This window comes from Alishewanella maricola, assembly GCF_016343785.1.
Lineage (GTDB): Bacteria > Pseudomonadota > Gammaproteobacteria > Enterobacterales > Alteromonadaceae > Alishewanella > Alishewanella maricola.
On the sequence record NZ_JAEINI020000006.1, the window covers coordinates 75,889 to 94,128 of the forward strand.

19 protein-coding genes are annotated in these 18,240 nt (G+C 46.7%); 12 read left to right on the forward strand and 7 right to left on the reverse strand.

Going from position 1 to position 18,240, the window contains the following annotated elements; genetic code table 11:
• From tatB to hemB, 5 genes are read left to right on the forward strand one after another with little or no spacing between them, the layout of a single operon-like run.
• Window positions 1–381, forward strand: a complete 381-nt coding sequence (gene tatB, locus JAO78_RS10745) for a Sec-independent protein translocase protein TatB (RefSeq protein WP_226751353.1) — start codon at window positions 1–3, stop codon at window positions 379–381.
• Window positions 359–1,123, forward strand: a complete 765-nt coding sequence (gene tatC, locus JAO78_RS10750; protein ID WP_226751354.1) for a twin-arginine translocase subunit TatC — start codon at window positions 359–361, stop codon at window positions 1,121–1,123. The genes tatB and tatC overlap by 23 nt, the downstream gene beginning before the upstream one ends.
• Window positions 1,120–1,629: a hypothetical protein gene (locus tag JAO78_RS10755; protein ID WP_226751355.1), complete on the forward strand. Its 510-nt coding sequence runs from the start codon at window positions 1,120–1,122 to the stop codon at window positions 1,627–1,629. The genes tatC and JAO78_RS10755 overlap by 4 nt, the downstream gene beginning before the upstream one ends.
• 2 nt (window positions 1,630–1,631) lie before the next feature.
• Window positions 1,632–2,432 (forward strand): TatD family hydrolase, encoded by an 801-nt coding sequence (locus JAO78_RS10760; protein WP_226751356.1) that lies wholly within the window; start codon window positions 1,632–1,634, stop codon window positions 2,430–2,432.
• The gene (hemB, locus tag JAO78_RS10765; protein ID WP_226751357.1) at window positions 2,422–3,429 is read left to right on the forward strand and encodes a porphobilinogen synthase; all 1,008 of its coding nucleotides are present in this window, start codon (window positions 2,422–2,424) and stop codon (window positions 3,427–3,429) included. Before JAO78_RS10760 ends, hemB begins: the two co-directional genes overlap by 11 nt.
• Before the next feature lie 51 nt (window positions 3,430–3,480).
• Here hemB and gppA read toward each other — a convergent pair whose 3' ends face one another.
• On the reverse strand, window positions 3,481–5,037 hold the full coding sequence (gene gppA / locus JAO78_RS10770) for a guanosine-5'-triphosphate,3'-diphosphate diphosphatase (protein WP_226751448.1): 1,557 nt from the start codon (window positions 5,035–5,037) through the stop codon (window positions 3,481–3,483).
• Entirely contained in the window at window positions 5,003–6,292 is a 1,290-nt protein-coding gene (gene rhlB / locus JAO78_RS10775; RefSeq protein WP_226751358.1) for an ATP-dependent RNA helicase RhlB, read from the reverse strand. Before rhlB ends, gppA begins: the two co-directional genes overlap by 35 nt.
• Before the next feature lie 102 nt (window positions 6,293–6,394).
• Between rhlB and trxA the strand changes: the two genes are divergently transcribed.
• Both trxA and rho read left to right on the forward strand, forming a co-directional pair.
• A complete protein-coding gene (gene trxA / locus JAO78_RS10780; protein ID WP_226751359.1) occupies window positions 6,395–6,721 on the forward strand; it encodes a thioredoxin TrxA in 327 nt (108 codons plus the stop codon).
• 194 nt (window positions 6,722–6,915) lie between these two features.
• A complete protein-coding gene (gene rho / locus JAO78_RS10785; RefSeq protein WP_226751360.1) occupies window positions 6,916–8,181 on the forward strand; it encodes a transcription termination factor Rho in 1,266 nt (421 codons plus the stop codon).
• A 152-nt stretch (window positions 8,182–8,333) separates the two neighbouring features.
• On the opposite strand, the gene deoA is transcribed toward rho, so the two are convergent.
• From deoA to JAO78_RS10810, 5 genes are all read right to left on the reverse strand, one after another.
• Window positions 8,334–9,644, reverse strand: a complete 1,311-nt coding sequence (gene deoA / locus JAO78_RS10790; RefSeq protein WP_226751361.1) for a thymidine phosphorylase — start codon at window positions 9,642–9,644, stop codon at window positions 8,334–8,336.
• A gap of 2 nt (window positions 9,645–9,646) precedes the next feature.
• Window positions 9,647–10,075: a cytidine deaminase gene (locus tag JAO78_RS10795; protein ID WP_226751362.1), complete on the reverse strand. Its 429-nt coding sequence runs from the start codon at window positions 10,073–10,075 to the stop codon at window positions 9,647–9,649.
• A gap of 54 nt (window positions 10,076–10,129) precedes the next feature.
• On the reverse strand, window positions 10,130–11,305 hold the full coding sequence (locus JAO78_RS10800) for an MFS transporter (protein WP_226751363.1): 1,176 nt from the start codon (window positions 11,303–11,305) through the stop codon (window positions 10,130–10,132).
• A gap of 93 nt (window positions 11,306–11,398) precedes the next feature.
• Window positions 11,399–12,175, reverse strand: a complete 777-nt coding sequence (locus JAO78_RS10805; RefSeq protein ID WP_226751364.1) for an amidohydrolase — start codon at window positions 12,173–12,175, stop codon at window positions 11,399–11,401.
• Complete coding sequence (locus tag JAO78_RS10810; protein WP_226751365.1) at window positions 12,163–13,311, reverse strand: methionine aminotransferase; 1,149 nt, start codon at window positions 13,309–13,311, stop codon at window positions 12,163–12,165. Before JAO78_RS10810 ends, JAO78_RS10805 begins: the two co-directional genes overlap by 13 nt.
• Window positions 13,312–13,454: 143 nt before the next feature.
• Between JAO78_RS10810 and JAO78_RS10815 the strand changes: the two genes are divergently transcribed.
• The 5 genes from JAO78_RS10815 to JAO78_RS10835 all read left to right on the forward strand — a co-directional run bounded on the left by JAO78_RS10815 (window position 13,455) and on the right by JAO78_RS10835 (window position 18,232).
• On the forward strand, window positions 13,455–14,096 hold the full coding sequence (locus JAO78_RS10815) for a methylthioribulose 1-phosphate dehydratase (RefSeq protein WP_226751366.1): 642 nt from the start codon (window positions 13,455–13,457) through the stop codon (window positions 14,094–14,096).
• Window positions 14,093–14,767, forward strand: a complete 675-nt coding sequence (gene mtnC / locus JAO78_RS10820) for an acireductone synthase (RefSeq protein WP_226751367.1) — start codon at window positions 14,093–14,095, stop codon at window positions 14,765–14,767. Before JAO78_RS10815 ends, mtnC begins: the two co-directional genes overlap by 4 nt.
• Window positions 14,768–14,773: 6 nt before the next feature.
• The gene (locus JAO78_RS10825) at window positions 14,774–15,316 is read left to right on the forward strand and encodes a 1,2-dihydroxy-3-keto-5-methylthiopentene dioxygenase (protein ID WP_226751368.1); all 543 of its coding nucleotides are present in this window, start codon (window positions 14,774–14,776) and stop codon (window positions 15,314–15,316) included.
• A gap of 178 nt (window positions 15,317–15,494) precedes the next feature.
• A complete protein-coding gene (locus JAO78_RS10830) occupies window positions 15,495–16,403 on the forward strand; it encodes a LysR substrate-binding domain-containing protein (protein WP_226751369.1) in 909 nt (302 codons plus the stop codon).
• Window positions 16,404–17,419: 1,016 nt separating this feature from the next.
• The gene (locus JAO78_RS10835) at window positions 17,420–18,232 is read left to right on the forward strand and encodes a hypothetical protein (protein ID WP_226751370.1); all 813 of its coding nucleotides are present in this window, start codon (window positions 17,420–17,422) and stop codon (window positions 18,230–18,232) included.
• Window positions 18,233–18,240 lie beyond the last annotated feature (8 nt).

An 18,240-nucleotide genomic window follows, 5' to 3' on the forward strand; every position in this document is an offset into this window, starting at 1 on the left:
ATGGGCTTTTGGGAACTCCTCGTCATTGCCATAGTAGCGTTACTCGTGCTTGGGCCAGAACGTTTACCAGGTGCTATCCGCAGTACCATGAAAACAGTGCGTAGCGTGAAGCAGTTTGGCCAACAAATGCAAGCCGAACTCAGCGACAACCTACGGATACACGAATTACATCAAAAACTTAAAGATGCTGAAGCTAAAAACTTACTTAATCTTAGTGATGATGAAAAAGCAGCCATCAAAGAATTAACTGAAGCGGCAAATTCGGTAAGACCATCCAATGCCCAAATGTCATTGAACAACTTAACTCAACAACTTGGCAAAGACCTCACCCCTACTTCCAGTGAGACTGTCGTAAAAGATGAAAACAAAACCGGATCCTAATAGCCTTCTTGGTCATTTAATTGAATTACGCAATAGAATACTGCGCTCTGTTATTGCAGTATTACTGGTATTCCTTTGTTTGGCTTATTTTGCACGCGACATCTACGCTTTACTAGCCAAACCCTTGCTGGCGGTGCTACCAGAAGGTACCAGCATGATTGCCACCGATGTGGCTGCGCCTTTCTTTGCGCCGTTTAAATTAACCTTTATGGTCTCTATTTGTTTAGCGATTCCCTATATTTTACTGCAAGTGTGGCAGTTTATTGCCCCAGCGCTATACAGCCGGGAAAAACGCTTAATGGCGCCGTTAGTGGCGAGCAGTACCTTGTTATTTTATGGTGGCATCGCTTTCGCTTATTTTATTGTTTTCCCATTGGTTTTTGCCTTTTTCACTAGCGTCGCGCCAGAAGGTGTAACCATTGCCACTGACATTACCAGTTACCTAGACTTTGTTCTGAAGCTGTTTTTTGCTTTTGGTTTGTCCTTTGAAATTCCTATCGCCATTCTATTACTGGTATGGAGTGGTAGCGTTAGCCGTGCCACCTTGGCAGAAAAACGGCCTTACATTATTGTCGGGGCCTTTATTCTCGGCATGCTATTAACCCCACCAGATGTGTTATCACAAACGTTATTGGCTATTCCAATGTGGATGCTATTTGAAGTGGGCCTGTGGCTTAGCCGCTTTTATGAGCCTAAAGCCGATAACAGTGCAGCAGACAACACTGAGGAGCAACAACCATGATCAAACGCTTGTTAACAACTAGCAGTTTATTGCTGTGTTTCAGCCCGTTCAGCATGGCACAAAGCCCCCTTGCGAATGCACTTGAACAGTGCCGCACGCTAACGCAAACAGCGCAACGCTTGGCCTGTTATGATGCCATTAATACATCGACCAATACGTTAAGTACTTCAGCACCGACACTTGCACCTGCAGAAGTCGTGCAAACTAAGCCTGAGGTTGCAGCCGAAGTTGATCTTAAAACGATAGAAAGCCAATTTGGTCACGAACGTAAGCAAGCCGTGGATAATATTGAGCAAATTACCTCTATCGTGCGTAAAGTCAGCTATAGCTTGCGCAAAGAAGTGATTGTAGAATTCGAGAATAACCAAGTGTGGCGCCAAACTCATTCTGCTTTTTATCCCATCAGTGTAGGTGAGGTACATCACATTAAGCGTGGCGCGGTCGGATCGTTTTATCTAGCCAATGATAAAAACAACCGTACGCTTAAAGTAAGACGCATTGACTAATCATGCGCTGGTTTGACTGTGGGCTTAATCTTTTTAGTGCCCAATTCGCGGCCCAAGAAAGCGCCATTATCGCTGCAGCAAATGCCGCGGGTGTCACTGATTGTTTATTAATTAGTAGCGACTTAGCCGAAAGCCAGAAAAATCTCAGCTTTTGCCAGCAACATACCGGTTGTTACAGTACTGCTGGCGTGCACCCGCACCAAGCGGGCAACGTCGGGGCAGACTGGCTGCAACAACTTGCCCTGCAGCTGCAAGCAAACCATGTATTGGCGATAGGCGAATGTGGCTTAGACTTTAATCGCGATTTTTCACCACGCGACCAACAACAACAGGTCTTTGCCGAACAGCTCACGCTGGCTAAGCAGTATCAATTACCCGTGTATCTGCACGAACGCGATGCCTTTGCTACGCAAATAGCCATGCTAAAAGAACAACCCCCGCTTCGTGGTGGCATTGCCCATTGTTTTACGGGCGATACTAACCAACTGAAAGCCTACCTTGAGCTTGGGCTTTATATTGGTATTACCGGTTGGTTATGTGACGAGCGCCGAGGCCAAGCCTTACAGCAAGCTATTCAATATTTACCGGCTGATCGTTTAATCTTAGAAACCGACGCACCCTATTTAACCCCCCGAACTATCAGGCCGCGCCCTCGGCATAATACGCCCGCTTTATTGCCTGCTATTGGCGCCGAAGTTGCGCGTTTAACGGGGCAAAGCATAGCGCAAGTAGCCGAGCAGAGTTACCAAAATAGCTGTCGTTTATTGCAATTACCCGTTGAGGATATTATTGATGCACACTAACCGTTTTTTTCCTGCTAGCCGTTTACGCCGCATGCGTGAGCATGATTTTAGCCGACGTTTAATGGCAGAAAATCAGCTAACAGTGAACGACCTGATTTATCCGATGTTTATTATCGACGGTGTTAATAAACGCGAAGCCATTGCCTCAATGCCTGGCATAGAGCGGCTAACACTGGATTTGCTACTCGAAGAAGCAAAAGAATTAGTCGCACTGGGGATCCCTGCTATCGCGCTGTTCCCAGTCACTCCCACCGCCAATAAATCATTAACCGCTGAGGAAGCGTGGAACCCCGATGGTTTAGCGCAGCGCGCAGTTCAGTTATTAAAAGAACATACACCCGAATTGGGCATCATTACCGATGTGGCATTAGATCCTTTTACCACGCATGGCCAAGACGGCATTATTGATGAAAAGGGTTATGTGCAAAACGACATTACCACCGCAGCACTGGTCAAACAGGCATTGTCGCATGCCGCAGCCGGTGCCGATGTGGTGGCGCCCTCTGATATGATGGATGGCCGAATTGGGGCGATCCGCGAAGCATTAGAAGAAGCCGGTTATGTGAATACCCGCATCATGGCTTACTCTGCTAAATATGCCTCCAGCTATTATGGCCCGTTCCGCGATGCGGTTGGCTCAGCTGGCAACCTAAAAGGCGGTAATAAAAAGAATTATCAGATGGATCCGGCAAACAGCAATGAAGCCCTGCACGAAGTGGCCATGGATCTGGAAGAAGGTGCAGATATGGTCATGGTAAAGCCTGGTATGCCGTATCTGGATATTGTCCGTCGCGTGAAAGATGAGTTTGGCGTGCCAACTTTTGCCTACCAGGTTAGTGGTGAATACGCCATGCATATGGCCGCTATCCAAAATGGCTGGCTTGCAGAGCAACCGGTGGTTATGGAGTCGTTATTAGCCTTTAAACGGGCAGGCGCAGATGGCATTTTGACGTATTTTGCGAAGAAGGTCGCGATCTGGTTAAAACAAAACGGTTAAGTTACAAGAGGATGCTTGCTGCCTTGCTTTTAGCAATGGCGGCAAGCAGACTTAATTGATAATTAATTCCCAACCCGCCTGTTGCTGATATTGTACTTCTTGTTCTAACTCAGCACGCATTAACGGATGCTGCTCTAGCCAACCCGCTGGCATGGTTAAGGTTAGGGTTTCTGCCTTAGCGCTAATCGTTACCTGCGGTAAAGCCTCCAGCCGACGCCGCATCGACATAATCACCGCTAAACGTAAGATCCGCGTTAAACGCACGGTTAATAACACCGAGGTCATAGTTTGTCTGGCGATCACTTCCCGTGCAATATCAGCACGATGGTTATACACCAAAGCCATCACTAACTGCTGTTGCGCACGGGTAAACCCGGGCAAGTCAGAATGATTGATAATATAAGCACCATGATGATGGTGATTTTTATATTCAATCAGTAAGCCCAGCTCATGCAATAAGGCACCTGAACGAAGCATACTGTGCCCTTCAAACTTTTGCAGATCCCAACGGCCTTGTAATTGCCCAGCCAACTCCGTCGCCATCTCGGCAACCCGCTCGGCATGTTGCTGGTCAATAAAGTAACGTACCATCAAGCTGTTTACCGTACGATTACGCACATTACTGTCTTGCAGGCCCGGCAACATGCTATACAGCACGCCTTCGCGTAAAGCGCCACCGGATAAGGTCATGCCACTGATTTGTAGCTGCCGAAACAGCGCAATCAAAATCGCTAAACCAGAGGCAAACACTTGTTTACGTTCTTGCGCTAAACCTAAGATACTTAATTGCTCAACCGGACCACACGCCATGGCTTGCTGCATAATGTCTTCTAAACGGCGCAGTGTAATCACTTCGTCTTTGCCCTGTGCCACCAAGATTTCTTGCATGGCTTGCACGGTGCCTGACGCCCCCACCGCAATTTGCCAACCTTCATTAAGAAAAGAATCACGGATCTTAACGATCTCCGTTTCAGCCGCTTGAATCGCCGCCGAGAAATTATCTTCGCTTAATTGTTGGTCTGTAAAATAACGCTCAAGGTAGGTTACGCAGCCCATATTCAGGCTAGATAGTAAAGTCGGTGTAAAACCCTGGCCAATGACGACCTCGGTACTGGCACCGCCAATATCGATCACCAAGCGGTTGCTGTCGCTATTGGAGGTATGTGCAACACCTAAGTAAATAATGCGCGCTTCGTCTTCACCGCTAATCACTTGCACCTGTTGGCCAAGGATCGCTTCTGCTTCTTGCAAAAACACTTTGACGTTTTGGGCTAAACGTAAGGTGGCAGTGCCGACGATGCGAATATTTTCAGCCGGAATATCTTGCAAGCGCTCTGCAAATAACGCCAAACACTCCCAACCACGTTTCATGGCTTTGTGGCTGAGGACTAAGTTGTCATTTAAACCCGCAGCCAAACGTACTTTGCGTTTTACCCGGCCAATAACTTGCACAGAACCGCCAACCACTTTGACCATCAACATATGAAAACTGTTGGAGCCGAGATCAATCACCGCATAAATATCACTATGCGGTGAGCGTATCGAGGCAGCGTGATCGCTGTCGAGGGAGTGATTATCTAGGGCGGCTGCGAGGAGATCTTGTGCCATTACTCGGGCGTCCACTATTACCGCGGTTACCTGCACCACTTCGTGCTTGTGCTGGACGGCGTCTAACACGTGGCTTCGGTGGTGTAACATCAGTTAACAAGGCATCAGCATCATACTGGGTAACAGGTACCGGATGCCGAATATACTCTTCGATCGCGGTTAAGTTTAGGGCATAACGCTCACATGCAAAACTGATCGCTTTACCACTTTCACCCGCACGGCCGGTTCGACCAATACGATGCACATAATCTTCGCAATCATCGGGTAAGTCATAGTTAAATACATGACTAACCATCGGAATATGCAAACCACGCGCAGCCACATCGGTGGCAACTAAAATATCTAACTTACCGGTAGTAAAATCGTCGAGAATTTTTAAACGTTTCTTCTGAATAACATCGCCAGTCAGTAAACCGACGCGGTGACCATCAGCATCTAACCAATGATACACGTCTTCACAGGCGTGCTTAGTATTCGCAAAAACAATGGCTTTATCTGGCCATTCTTCTTCTAATAACGTCAGCAACAAAGCCATTTTGTGCTCATGTGCTGGATAAAACAGCTCTTCACTGATCCGGCTGCCGGTCATTTCTTCTGGTGCGATATGGATATGCACTGGCTGATTCATTTTTTCAAAGGCCAGTTCTTGTACCTTGTAAGACAAAGTAGCTGAAAAAAGTAAACTTAACCGCTCAGTGACTGGCGGCATACGATTAAACATAAAGCGGATATCTTTGATAAAGCCCAGATCGAACATGCGATCAGCTTCATCTAACACCACCACTTGAATTTGTGACAGCTCAAATAAGCCTTGTTTTAAATAATCAATTAAGCGACCGGTAGTGCCGATCAAAATATCTACGCCTTGTTCTAACAATTGGCGTTGAGAATCGTAACCCTCGCCCCCATAAATCAAGCCAAGGCGCAGATTCGATTTTTGCGCTAGCATAACGGCATCATTATGGATCTGAACGGCCAACTCTCGCGTAGGAGCCATTATAATGGCACGCGGTTGACCTGAACCCTTGGGTTCATGCGTAAGCAGATGATGAAAGGTCGCAGTAAGGAAAGCGAGTGTTTTACCCGTACCCGTCTGTGCTTGACCTGCAATGTCTTTCCCAGCAAGCGCTAGGGGTAAACATTGTGCCTGAATTGGCGTACAATAGTCATAACCTTGCGCTGCAAGAGCGTCAAGAACCTGTGGTGCCAATCCGAAATCGGCGAATTTATGCGATGTTAAGTGTGTTTTATTCATATCTACCTAGCATAACTGTTACGCTTGCAATAAGAAACAGCCGCGATTAAATTGATAATATATTTTTTGCAGTGTAACTGCACAGCATGAACGGAGAAATAGATGAGCGAACATATTTTACAGGTTTCTGACGACAGCTTTGAAGCTGATGTATTAAAAGCAGAAACGCCAGTACTGGTTGATTTCTGGGCGGAATGGTGTGGCCCATGTAAAATGATCGCGCCGATCCTGGATGATGTCGCATCTGAATATGCGGGTAAAGTTGCAGTGGCCAAGGTCAACATCGACCAAAACCCGAACACACCACCAAAATTTGGTATTCGTGGCATTCCAACCTTACTCTTATTCAAGAATGGTCAAGTTGCCGCTACTAAAGTAGGTGCCCTGTCAAAAACGCAATTAAAGCAGTTTTTAGACAGCAATATCTAACGATGTGCTAAAAAGGCGTATTTTTTGTACGCCTTTTTTCTATTGTCCGCTGGACGGACGTTATCGCAGCTGCTATTGTGTGCAGTAGCAAACACCCTGAACCACGCTTGTCTGTCGAATAAACCAACTTCTATCCCATATTTATCGAATTGATAAGCATTTAATCTGTTTCCACCAACAAGAACCCATCAAATATGCATTTAACAGAACTGAAACTGAAGCCAATTAGCGAGCTGGTTGAGTTAGCTGAGTCTATGGGCCAAGAGAACATGGCTCGTCTGCGCAAACAAGATATCATTTTCGCCATCCTTAAATCCCATGCCAAAAACGGTGAAGAAATTTACGGTGATGGTTGCTTAGAAATCTTACAGGATGGCTTTGGTTTCCTTCGTTCCTCTGACAGCTCGTACCTAGCTGGCCCAGACGATATCTATGTCTCGCCTAGCCAGATCCGCCGCTTTAACTTGCGTACGGGTGACAGCATTTCCGGTTTAATTCGGCCACCTAAAGAAGGTGAGCGATACTTCGCCCTGCTAAAAGTCAGCGAAGTTAACTTCGGCAAACCTGAGCATGCGCGTAACAAAATCTTATTCGAAAACTTAACGCCGCTGCATGCGAACTCACGTTTACGCATGGAACGGGGTAACGGTAGCCGCGAAGATATCACGGCACGTGTCCTAGACTTAGCCTCACCTATCGGTAAAGGGCAGCGCGGGTTAATTGTCGCGCCACCAAAAGCCGGTAAAACCATTCTGTTGCAAAACATCGCCCAATCTATCGCCGCCAATCATCCTGATTGTGTACTGATGGTGTTGTTAATCGACGAACGCCCAGAAGAAGTCACCGAGATGCAGCGTTTAGTGAAAGGGGAAGTAATTGCATCTACCTTTGATGAACCGGCTAGCCGTCACGTACAAGTTGCTGAAATGGTTATCGAAAAAGCCAAGCGCTTGGTTGAACACAAGAAAGACGTGATCATCCTGCTTGACTCGATTACGCGTTTAGCTCGCGCTTACAACACCGTGATCCCTAGCTCAGGCAAGGTATTAACCGGTGGTGTGGATGCAAACGCCTTGCACAAACCAAAGCGTTTCTTTGGTGCGGCACGTAACGTTGAGGAAGGCGGCAGTTTAACCATTATCGCCACAGCCTTAGTAGATACCGGTTCTAAAATGGACGAGGTTATCTACGAAGAATTTAAAGGTACCGGTAACATGGAACTGCACTTATCGCGGAAAATCGCTGAGCGCCGTGTGTTCCCTGCTATCGACTTTAACCGTTCAGGTACGCGCCGTGAAGAATTACTGGCGTCACCAGAAGAACTACAAAAAATGTGGATCCTGCGGAAAATCTTACATCCCATGGATGAAACCGATTGTATGGAATTCCTTATCGATAAGTTGTTAATGACTAAAACAAACGACGAATTCTTTGATGCGATGAAGCGTCAAAAGTCTTAAGTTGAGTTGTTAATAAAAAAACCGGCTCAAGCCGGTTTTTTTGTGACTGTATGCAGCATTTAACAAAACAAACCGCATAGCGCGTTATGCACTACTCGTTTCGTGCGTAAAAACACCGCTTAAAAAATCTCAATAGCAAACCGTCACTCGCGTTAACCAATCACTTGATGTACTAACGGTGCTACCGCGGTACGATCAAAACGACACGCAGCTAAAAACTCTGCTTTTGCCATCTCGGCTGCAGCCGTGGTTGCCGCATGCACGGTGGCTAAAGGTTGCCCTATACTGACTTGATTTCCCGCACTTACAATCTGACTAAAGCCAACCGCAGGGTCAATTTTCTGTGCAGGATGCGAACGCCCTCCACCCAATCTTACAACGGCCATGCCTAAACCAACGGTGTTGGCATAGTGCAGTTCTCCTGCTTGAGGTGACTCGATCACTAAACTCACTGGTGCTGCCGCTAAATATTGCGCAGGCTTTTCAAACAAGTCTGCGGGGCCACCCATGGCACTGACCATCTTCGCAAAAATCTCTGCCGCTTTACCCGAACTCAGGCTGTGCTCTAACGCAGCTACTGCAGCGGCTTTATCGGCATACACCTTGCCTAGAACCAGCATATTCGCACCGAGTTCTAAGGTTAATTGATGTAATCTTGGCTCACGGTATTTACCGGTTAAATAATCCAGCGTTTCCATCACTTCTAACGCATTACCCGCAGTAGCCCCTAAGATTTGATTCATATCAGTAATTAACGCGCGGGTAGCGACACCTGCACCGGTTGCAGTGTTAACAATGCTGTTCGCCAGCGCAGCAGCATCATCCGCCGTTGCCATAATGGCCCCATTGCCCACTTTAACGTCCATCACCAGCACATCTAAGCCTTCAGACAACTTTTTCGACAAAATAGACGCGGTAATCAGTGGTATAGATTCTACCGTGGCCGTCACATCACGAATGCCATACAAACGACGATCTGCAGGGGCGAGCTCACTACTTTGACCAACAATAACGCAACCTAACTCAGGTAACAGTTGGCGAATACGGTTCAGTGATTGCGTACAGCTATAGCCTGGGATTGCTTCCAGTTTGTCTACTGTGCCCCCCGTATGGCCCAACCCGCGGCCGGCAATACTTGGCATATAGGCACCACAGGCTGCGACCATCGGTGCTAACATAAGCGTGACTTTATCACCCACACCACCCGTACTGTGTTTATCAACTACCGGGCCATTTAACTGACCTTGCCAATTCAATACCGTGCCTGAATCGCGCATCGCTAACGTTAAGGATACGGTCTCGGCTACCGTCATACCGTTTAAATAAATGGCCATGGCCAGCGCAGCCGCTTGGCTATCGCTAAAGCTGTCGTCTGTTAAACCTTGTACGAACTGTTTAATCTCGGCCTCAGTTAATACTTGGCCATTCCGTTTTTTTTTAATAATTTCCTGTGGGATCGCCATGCTTAATCCTTTGATATCTTGTTACTAGCAGCTAAATAGTTAGGGGTAAAGGCATCGGGTAATAAGTATTGCAGTTCCCAATGTTGCTGTTGACCTAAATGGTTACAACTGGCGATAAGGCTGTCTGGTTGGAAAAACTCAGCAATTACTTGACGACACATACCGCAAGGCGGTGTCAGCTTTTCTTGTGGGGTATAGACCATCACGGCCAGTAATTTACGATGCCCCGCCAACACGGCAGCGGCGATGGCATTGCGCTCTGCACATACCGTTGCACCGTAAGAAGCATTTTCAACGTTACAACCAGCAAAGATGTGGCCATTCTCGGCCAGTACAGCTACGCCGACAGGGAACTGACTATAAGGGGCATAAGCCTGTGCCGCAGCGTCTTTGGCGGCCGCTTCTAACGCGGCCCAATTAATTGTCTTCACAGCTAAAACTCAGTAACTAATGGGCATATAGTTTTGCTGGGTTTTCGGCTGCGGTCAAGCGCTTGCGGTTAATGACGTTAAACGACGGCAGAACAACAGAATCATCAGCAGTAGCCAGCCACAGGCTAAAGGTACTAACCAGTAAGCGTTTAAAATACCAGCCTGTTGCGCCCACACCCCAGTGGCTAAACCGGCAAATTGAAAGCCCACAGAAGTGCCAATGCTGGCAATACCCGATAACACAGGGCCATTATCACTATCCATACCCATCGCGGTTGCCAACATCAGTGGAAATAAGCCGCCGATGCCTAAGCCCAGTAATAAATTACCTGCGGTAAGTTGTGGCAAACCGACACTCAGTTTTAATAACAAAGCACCACTCAGTGCGAGCGAGGCTAGCAGCAACATTAATTGCGCTGGGCTACACCACCGCAGTAGTAAAGCGAAGCCCAAGCGGCTGAGCACCATACCACCGGTAAACCAAGCAAGTAATAATCGCGCTTGCTCGGTTTCTATACCGATACCGTCTGCTGCGTAACTGACAAACCAATTACCTTGGCCCCACTCGGCTGCGCCGTAGCCAATCATCACCAAAAACATTAAGAAAAATAGCGGCTGGCGCAGCACTTTGACATAAGACAAACTACTGCCTTTGTGCTCCGCCTTACTGGCCATTTGTGGCTGCGCCTTGGCGACATATAAGCTGTAGAACCCTAATAACAGTAAACCCAGCGCAATAAAGCGCAGCGGCCAGCGCCAATCGTCTAGCACCCAAAATAACACCACGACCCATAATGGCGCGGCCAAGGTCCCTAAACTAAACATAAAATCCATCAGCCCCATCATCGCGGCGCGTTTATTCGCAAACAATCTCGCGATCAAGGTGTGGCCCACAGTAAACATCACCGCGTAAGTCATGCCCACTAACACGATGAGCGGCAGTAATAACTGCCAGCTTGTAATAAATGAGAACAATAACAGTAACAAGGTTTCAACCAACGCCAAGCTGGCAAACAACCTTAAAAAGTGAAAACGCTGCGCATATTTGCCGCCCATCACCGCCCCAAAAATGGCACCCATCGACAACAAACTAAAAAATAGACCACTGATACTGGTCGACATTTGTAGGTCTTTGGCCATATCAGGCAATAAAATGCCCCATAAAATGATCAAATTACCTAACAGAAAAAAACCACTAAAAATCACTGCGGTTGGCGCTGCACGCGACATAACCTACTCCAAAATGCTGACCGAATGAGCTTCGGTATCAGCGAAATAATTGCTTCATCCCTGCTAGGCAGTATGGCGGATCACGTTTTAACGCTAAACCAAGTTAAAGTGGTCGGCATCTAAAGCGGCTGGAAATTTTTCACGAAAAGCATGTAATGCCTTAAGATCGGCTGTGGCATAGAGCACTCCGGCTTCGTCTGCGGCAAGCTCTGCTATTGGCTTTCCCAGATAGTCCACAATTAAACTGTCACCCGCATACTGCATGCCATTACCATCTTCACCCACCCGATTACAGCCAAACACATAAGCTTGATTTTCAATCGCCCGCGCTTGCAATAACACCCACCAGGCACGACTGCGCGGTGCTGGCCAGTTAGCCACGTAGATCATCGCATCATAGTCATTTTTATTACGGCTAAATACGGGAAAACGCAGGTCATAACAGACTTGGAGCAAGATGCGCCAGCCACGGTAATTAACAATAACGCGCTGCTGCCCAGCCTGATAAGCATGATGCTCTCCGGCCATACGGAACAAATGCCGCTTATCATAAAATTGCACTGAGCCATCCGGCGTCACAAAATATAATCGATTTACCCGATGATCTTCTGCCGTGCGCACAGCAACTGAGCCAGTGATGGCCGCCTGATACAACGCAGCTTGCTGTTTTAACCACAACAAGGCCTCACCCGGTTCAGGCTCTGCCACTTGCGAGCTGTCCATACTAAAGCCAGTACTAAACATTTCAGGTAGCACAATTAAGTCTACCTGCTCTAAATCAGCTAATTGCGCCGTCAACTGAGCCAGGTTTGCGTGGCAATCTTGCCACACTAACGTGGTTTGCAGCACCGCGACCTTTAAAGTTGACATAAGATCTCCGCAGCCTGCGCCAAAGTATGTTGCTCTTTAGCAAAACATAAACGAATAATCCGATCTGTTGAACCTTGCTGATAAAACACAGAAAGCGGAATGGCTGCCACTTTATGCTCAGTGGTGAGCCACTGACAAAACTGCACATCGGTCATTTCGGCAGCAATTGCACGGTAATCTAACAACTGAAAGTAAGTACCGGCACAGGGAAGCAAGGTAAATCGGCTAGTCGCTAGCGCCGCAGCAAAAAAATCGCGCTTTTGCTGATAAAATTGCCCCAACTCGGCAACCTGTTCGGGTTGCTGTTGCAACATATCCGCAATGGCATATTGGGCCGGCGTAAAACTGGCAAAGGTGACATATTGATGAATCTTTCTAAACTCTGCAGTGAGCGAAGGTGGGGCTATGGCATAGCCTAATTTCCAACCGGTAACATGAAAGGTTTTACCAAAAGAGGATACCACCACGGTACGCGCCGCTAATGCCGCGAAGCAATGCGCGCTCAGTTGTGCAGCCTGGTCAAACACCATGTGCTCATACACTTCGTCACTGATGCAATACAGTTGATGTGTCAGCACCAACTGCTGTAAAGCCAGCCAGTCTGATTCCTTAAACACCATACCGGTGGGGTTATGCGGGCTATTGACGATAATTAATCGGGTCCGAGGCGTCATCACCGCGGATACTAGTGACCAGTCAACCTGATAATCAGGTGCTTGCAGCCTAACATGCACGGGCGTACCACCGGCTAACTGAATTGCCGGAGCATAACTGTCGTAGGCGGGATCAAACAGCAGCACCTCATCACCAGGCTGCACGAGCATTTGGATTGCCACAAATAAGGCTTCCGTTGCACCTGACGTTACCGTGATCTCATTATCGGCACAGACCTGTCGCTGATAACAACGCGCGGTTAACGCCGCAATTTGTGCTCGTAACATCGGCACACCAGGCATCGGCGCATATTGATTTAAACCCTCCGCACTGTGCTTAGCTAAGCGCTGTAACAGGAACGGATTAGCTGCAAAATCCGGAAAACCTTGCGACAGATTAATGGCATGATGCTCTGCCGCTAATTGCGACATCTGACTAAAGATGGTGGTACCTACCGCAGGTAACTTGGAAACTATCGACATAAGTGCAGAAAAAGTTGCGAAAACCGCCTTCAATGCTATCATTTGGCTTATTTCATGTATAGACATCTATACGCTTAAACACTTAAACGTATGGCTTTATTATTTCCCGCGATGAGGCAAACCGTTATGAAGGTAAGGTTCTGATGAATAATACCGCACAGGTGCAACAACTTAATCCAAACGCTATTGCGCTATGCACTTTAGGCCGTTGGATCGCCAGCCGCCACTGGGTACCCGCCACCGGCGGCAACTTCTCGATCCGTCAAACTGACAATATGGCGTTGGTTACCGCATCAGGTAAAGACAAAGGTGAACTTAGCCCCCAAGATTTATTACCGGTGAGCTGGCAAGCCGATCAACTGCATTGCCAATATGGTACTCCCTCGGCAGAAACCGCACTGCATGCTCAGCTTTATCAACTGGACCCTCAGATCAAAGCCGTTTTGCATACCCATTCCGTGCATGCTACCGTTTTTTCTTGCTTGATCGGTGCCGATAACTACCCATTTCGTGGTTATGAAATGCAAAAAGCCATCAGCGGCATTCAGAGCCATGAGCAAACGCTCACTTTAGCGATTTTTGACAACACCCAAGATATTCCGGCTTTAGCTCGACAAGTACAGCAACGCTGGAAAAGCAAAGCCTTACCATTTGCGCTGTTAGTTAGAGGCCATGGCCTTTATGTGTGGGGATACAGTTTAGCTGAAGCAAAAAGGCATTTAGAAGGCTGGGAATTTCTCATAAACTGCGAGCTTGAACGTCTAAAAATTACAGGAAAACCGTGACTTATTCAGCCATTATTACCGACATTGAAGGCACCACAACACGCATTAGCTTTGTCACTGAGGTGCTGTTTCCTTATGCTCGCTTACATTTAGCGGCTTTTGTTCGTCAGCATCAACAGCAACCGGCGGTCTTGGCGGAACTCACCGCCGTGCGCGAACAGCTACAGCAACCAGAAGCAGATATAGAACAATGCATTAGTGCCTTGTTGTTCTGGTTAGATGCCGATCAAAAAATAACGCCGTTAAAAAGCCTTCAAGGCATGATTTGGCAAGAGGGTTATCAGCAAGGTCATTTTACGGGCCATCTGTATCCCGATGCCGTAGCGCAATTGCAGACGTGGCAACAGCGCGGTATTCCATTGTACATTTACAGCTCAGGCTCTGTTACTGCCCAACAACTCTTGTTTAAATACTCTGACGCGGGTGATCTTACTCCCTTACTCAGTGGCTATTTTGATACGCGCATTGGGGGGAAACGCGACTTAGCCAGTTATCAAGCTATTTTAAAACAGCTGCAATTGCCGCCAGCACAGGTGTTGTTTTTATCCGATGTCGTCGCAGAATTAGATGCCGCCCGACAAGCAGGCATGGCTACGGTGCAGTTAATCCGTGAACAACAAGCCGCTAGCGATCACCCCGTTGCCGAAAACTTTTATCAAATAGAGGTATAAATAAGCATGAGTGTTTTGCGTATTTTCGCTATTAATCAACCGGAACAAGCTCGCTTTTCTTCAAGCAACGCGCATGAGATCAGTGCACAGTTACAACAACAAGGCGTGCAATTTACGCAGTGGCAAGCCAATGCTCCTATTGATGAAAACAGCAGCGCTGAGCAAGTAATGTTGGCTTATGCTTCAGATATTGCCAAACTACAACAACAGCAAGGTTACAGCACTGTCGATGTCATTTCTTTGCATCCAAGCCATCCTGACAAGGCGGTATTGCGACAAAAGTTTTTGGATGAGCACATCCACACGGAAGATGAAGTACGATTTTTTGTGCGAGGCCAAGGCTTATTTTGCTTACATTTAGGCGATGAAATCTATCAAGTGTTATGTCAGCAAAATGATTTAATTAGCGTGCCTGCCAACACACCGCACTGGTTTGATATGGGCAGTGCCCCAGATTTTACCGCTATCCGTTTTTTTAATAATACCGAAGGCTGGGTCGCCCATTTTACCGGCAGTGCAGTGTCTCGTCAGTTTCCGCTGTTAGACTAAATTTAGCGCAAAATGCACCAACTCCGTGCATCTTGTGCTTAAAGTCAGCTTATTGTTGCCAGTAAACCACTGAATGCGAAGATATTGCATTTAGTGGTTCAGCTCTTGCATTAATTTTGTCATACTTAACACCTAAACTAACCAATTTATCCCATGCTTTACTGCAGGTAAGTCTTTTATGTCTTTGCAAACACCGCTTCGCGGTCTACGTTGTTTTTGTGTTGCAGCTGAATGTTTAAGCTTCAAAGATACGGCTAAACAGCTGTACTTAACGCCTTCTGCTGTCAGCCATCAGATCAAACAACTTGAAGACAATTTAAATTTAAGCTTATTTGAACGGAAAACGCGGGCCATAGAATTAACCGAAACGGGCAAGCAATTTTATCTTGAAATAAAACCGTTACTGGAACAGTTAAGCCAAACCATTACCCAATTTAGCCAAGTTGAGCGCGTGCGTGAAGTTAGTATTTCCATGCCTGAATTCTTTGCCAGTGAACTGTTTGTGCCACGTTTGCGGGGATGGTCAGAGCAATTCCCCAATATCAACTTAAAGTTAGAAACCGTTAAATCACGACGCGAAAACACTAAGTATACCGATGTCTCTGTGGTTCTATCCGGTAAAAAACCTGAAGACGCTTCCGTTTACGATTTATTCCCAATCAGTTACTTACCCGCTTGTAACCCGGCGCTATTTCAAAAATTGCATAACAAAGGCTACCGGGTATTAGAAAAAACACCGCTTATTTTGCATCAAGCACGGCCAACTGCTTGGCATCAATGGGCCGAACGTGTCGGTTATCATCAATTTCAGCCGAAACAAATTATCCAACTCGATAGTATGTTTAGTGTAGCACGTGCTGCGCAACAGGGTTTGGGCGTTGCGTTAATTCCAATGCCCATCAGCCACGCATGGTTTACTGGCGGCTCTTTAGTTAAATTATTTGAACAAGAATTAGTCAGTCGCGATCGCTATTACCTCGTGCAACATAATGATGATACCGACCGTCCGGAAATTAAACTGCTGATTGATTGGATCTTAAAAAGCTTTCATACCGCCGACTTCTCTTTACCCGCCATGACTAAGTGATGATTTCTCTGCAATATGCGCTAAGACCATAACAGCCAATCGCTTTCTTCCTCGCTCAAGCTAATTTATTCATGATTGCCAAGTCGCGTAAATGACTATTTTTTCTTTATTTCGCAGCTGCGAATTTTCCAGCCTAATCGACTACTCTTTGCGCAAATACCCCGCATTTACTGCATTTTAGGCTATTATCGCCGCTTTATTAACCTTAAAAAGTTCCCATAATACAGTTGAATAAATTTAATCTATCAGGTTTTTTTTTATCGTTTGTACCGATCGCTACAAAATTCTATAGTTAACCCGTGTTCGAGATTCGAATGCAGCGGTTAAAGTTGTTGAAGGGTTTAACCTACCCTTACCTGTCTACCTTGTCTTAGCCCGGTTTTTATAAACCGGGCATTTTTTTGCCCAAAATTTCTTAGGCTACCTAGCCAAAAGCAACAGTCACTAGGGCTTGTTGCCGTTTGCTGATTAGATTTTGTTCGTTTGGCGATGTTTTGATCGCGAAATGAGAAGTGCAGTACGCGATACCCGGTTTGTCATTCTAAATAAACGACGAAAGACAAAGAGCAAAGCATCGCCAGACGAACCCTTCGGGCAGCGTGTGGCTGGCATTTCTACTGCGTTATACGAAATATATCCTATATTTCGCCTTCGGCCAGCAGAGCTGTTCCCGTTTGTTCCAGACAAACGGGTCGCTTGTTTATGTAGAATAACTACACGGCACAAGCTCTGCCTTGTATAAATACCAGCCACTCAGCTGCAAAAACAACCATCAAACGTCAAGAAGCCCTAATGCTTGGTGCAAATTTTTTATTTATTTTTTTATGGACTCAAAAATAAATTACCTAGCAATAAGCCCTTCATATTAAACAGTAAAAAATAGAATTCACCTGCAAAAACTTGACTAATGCGCCAGCATGCGCGCTTTTTTTTAATTTTTTTTACTGGTCGTTGGAATAAAACGAACAGCTGAGTCGTTATCGCAGTGTCACTGATGACATTACGAGGAAAACATCATGAAAACATTATTCAAGCCAACATTAATCGCCTTAGCCTGTTTCACTGTATTCTCAACTGCAGCGCAAGTTGCCGTAACTGCTGAAACCAATACCTCTAGCCAATTACAACTGCAACAACAGTTATCTGCAGCCGGTAACAACAGTGCCAGCTCAGCCAATGCCAATCAACAAACTAACGCAAATGTAGCTGCCAACTCTGCCGCAACGCCAGAAACTGAGACATCCGCTGAGATGGACAGCGAAACCAATGCCAACGCTGATATGCAAGTGACAACTGAACAACCACAAAGTGATGAAGCAGCCGGCGAACCTGAAGAAGCAACTGAAACAGCGCCAGCTGAAGAGCTAAGTGTCAATGAAGAAGCCCAAGCTACCACCTCGGCAGTCACTGAACTGGCAACACCATTGGCAGCAAATGCCGAAACCTTAGTGAGTTTAGGCGAGACCGCGCTGTTAGATACTGGCAGCAATGTTGCTACTTTAGCCGCATCAACCAGTAGCGCCGTTATGACCAGCTTTACTGCCAGTGCGACTTCTGCAAGTGACTTAACTAGCGCCGCTGCACAAACATTACAATCGGCAGTCAATACTGATCTGCTCAGCAGTGTCAGTGCATCAGCAACCGAACAAGTGACAGCAGCAATTACTAGCAATGCGGCTGGCACCATTCAACAACAAGTGATCAGCAATACCAACCAATTGGTGCAGCAAAATGCCAATGCCGAAGTGATGAACAGTGTAAGTCAAGCCGTCAGCGCTGAAGTATCTAACACCGTGCGCAACACGCTGAAGTTATCTACCGGTTTATAAGCCCCCCT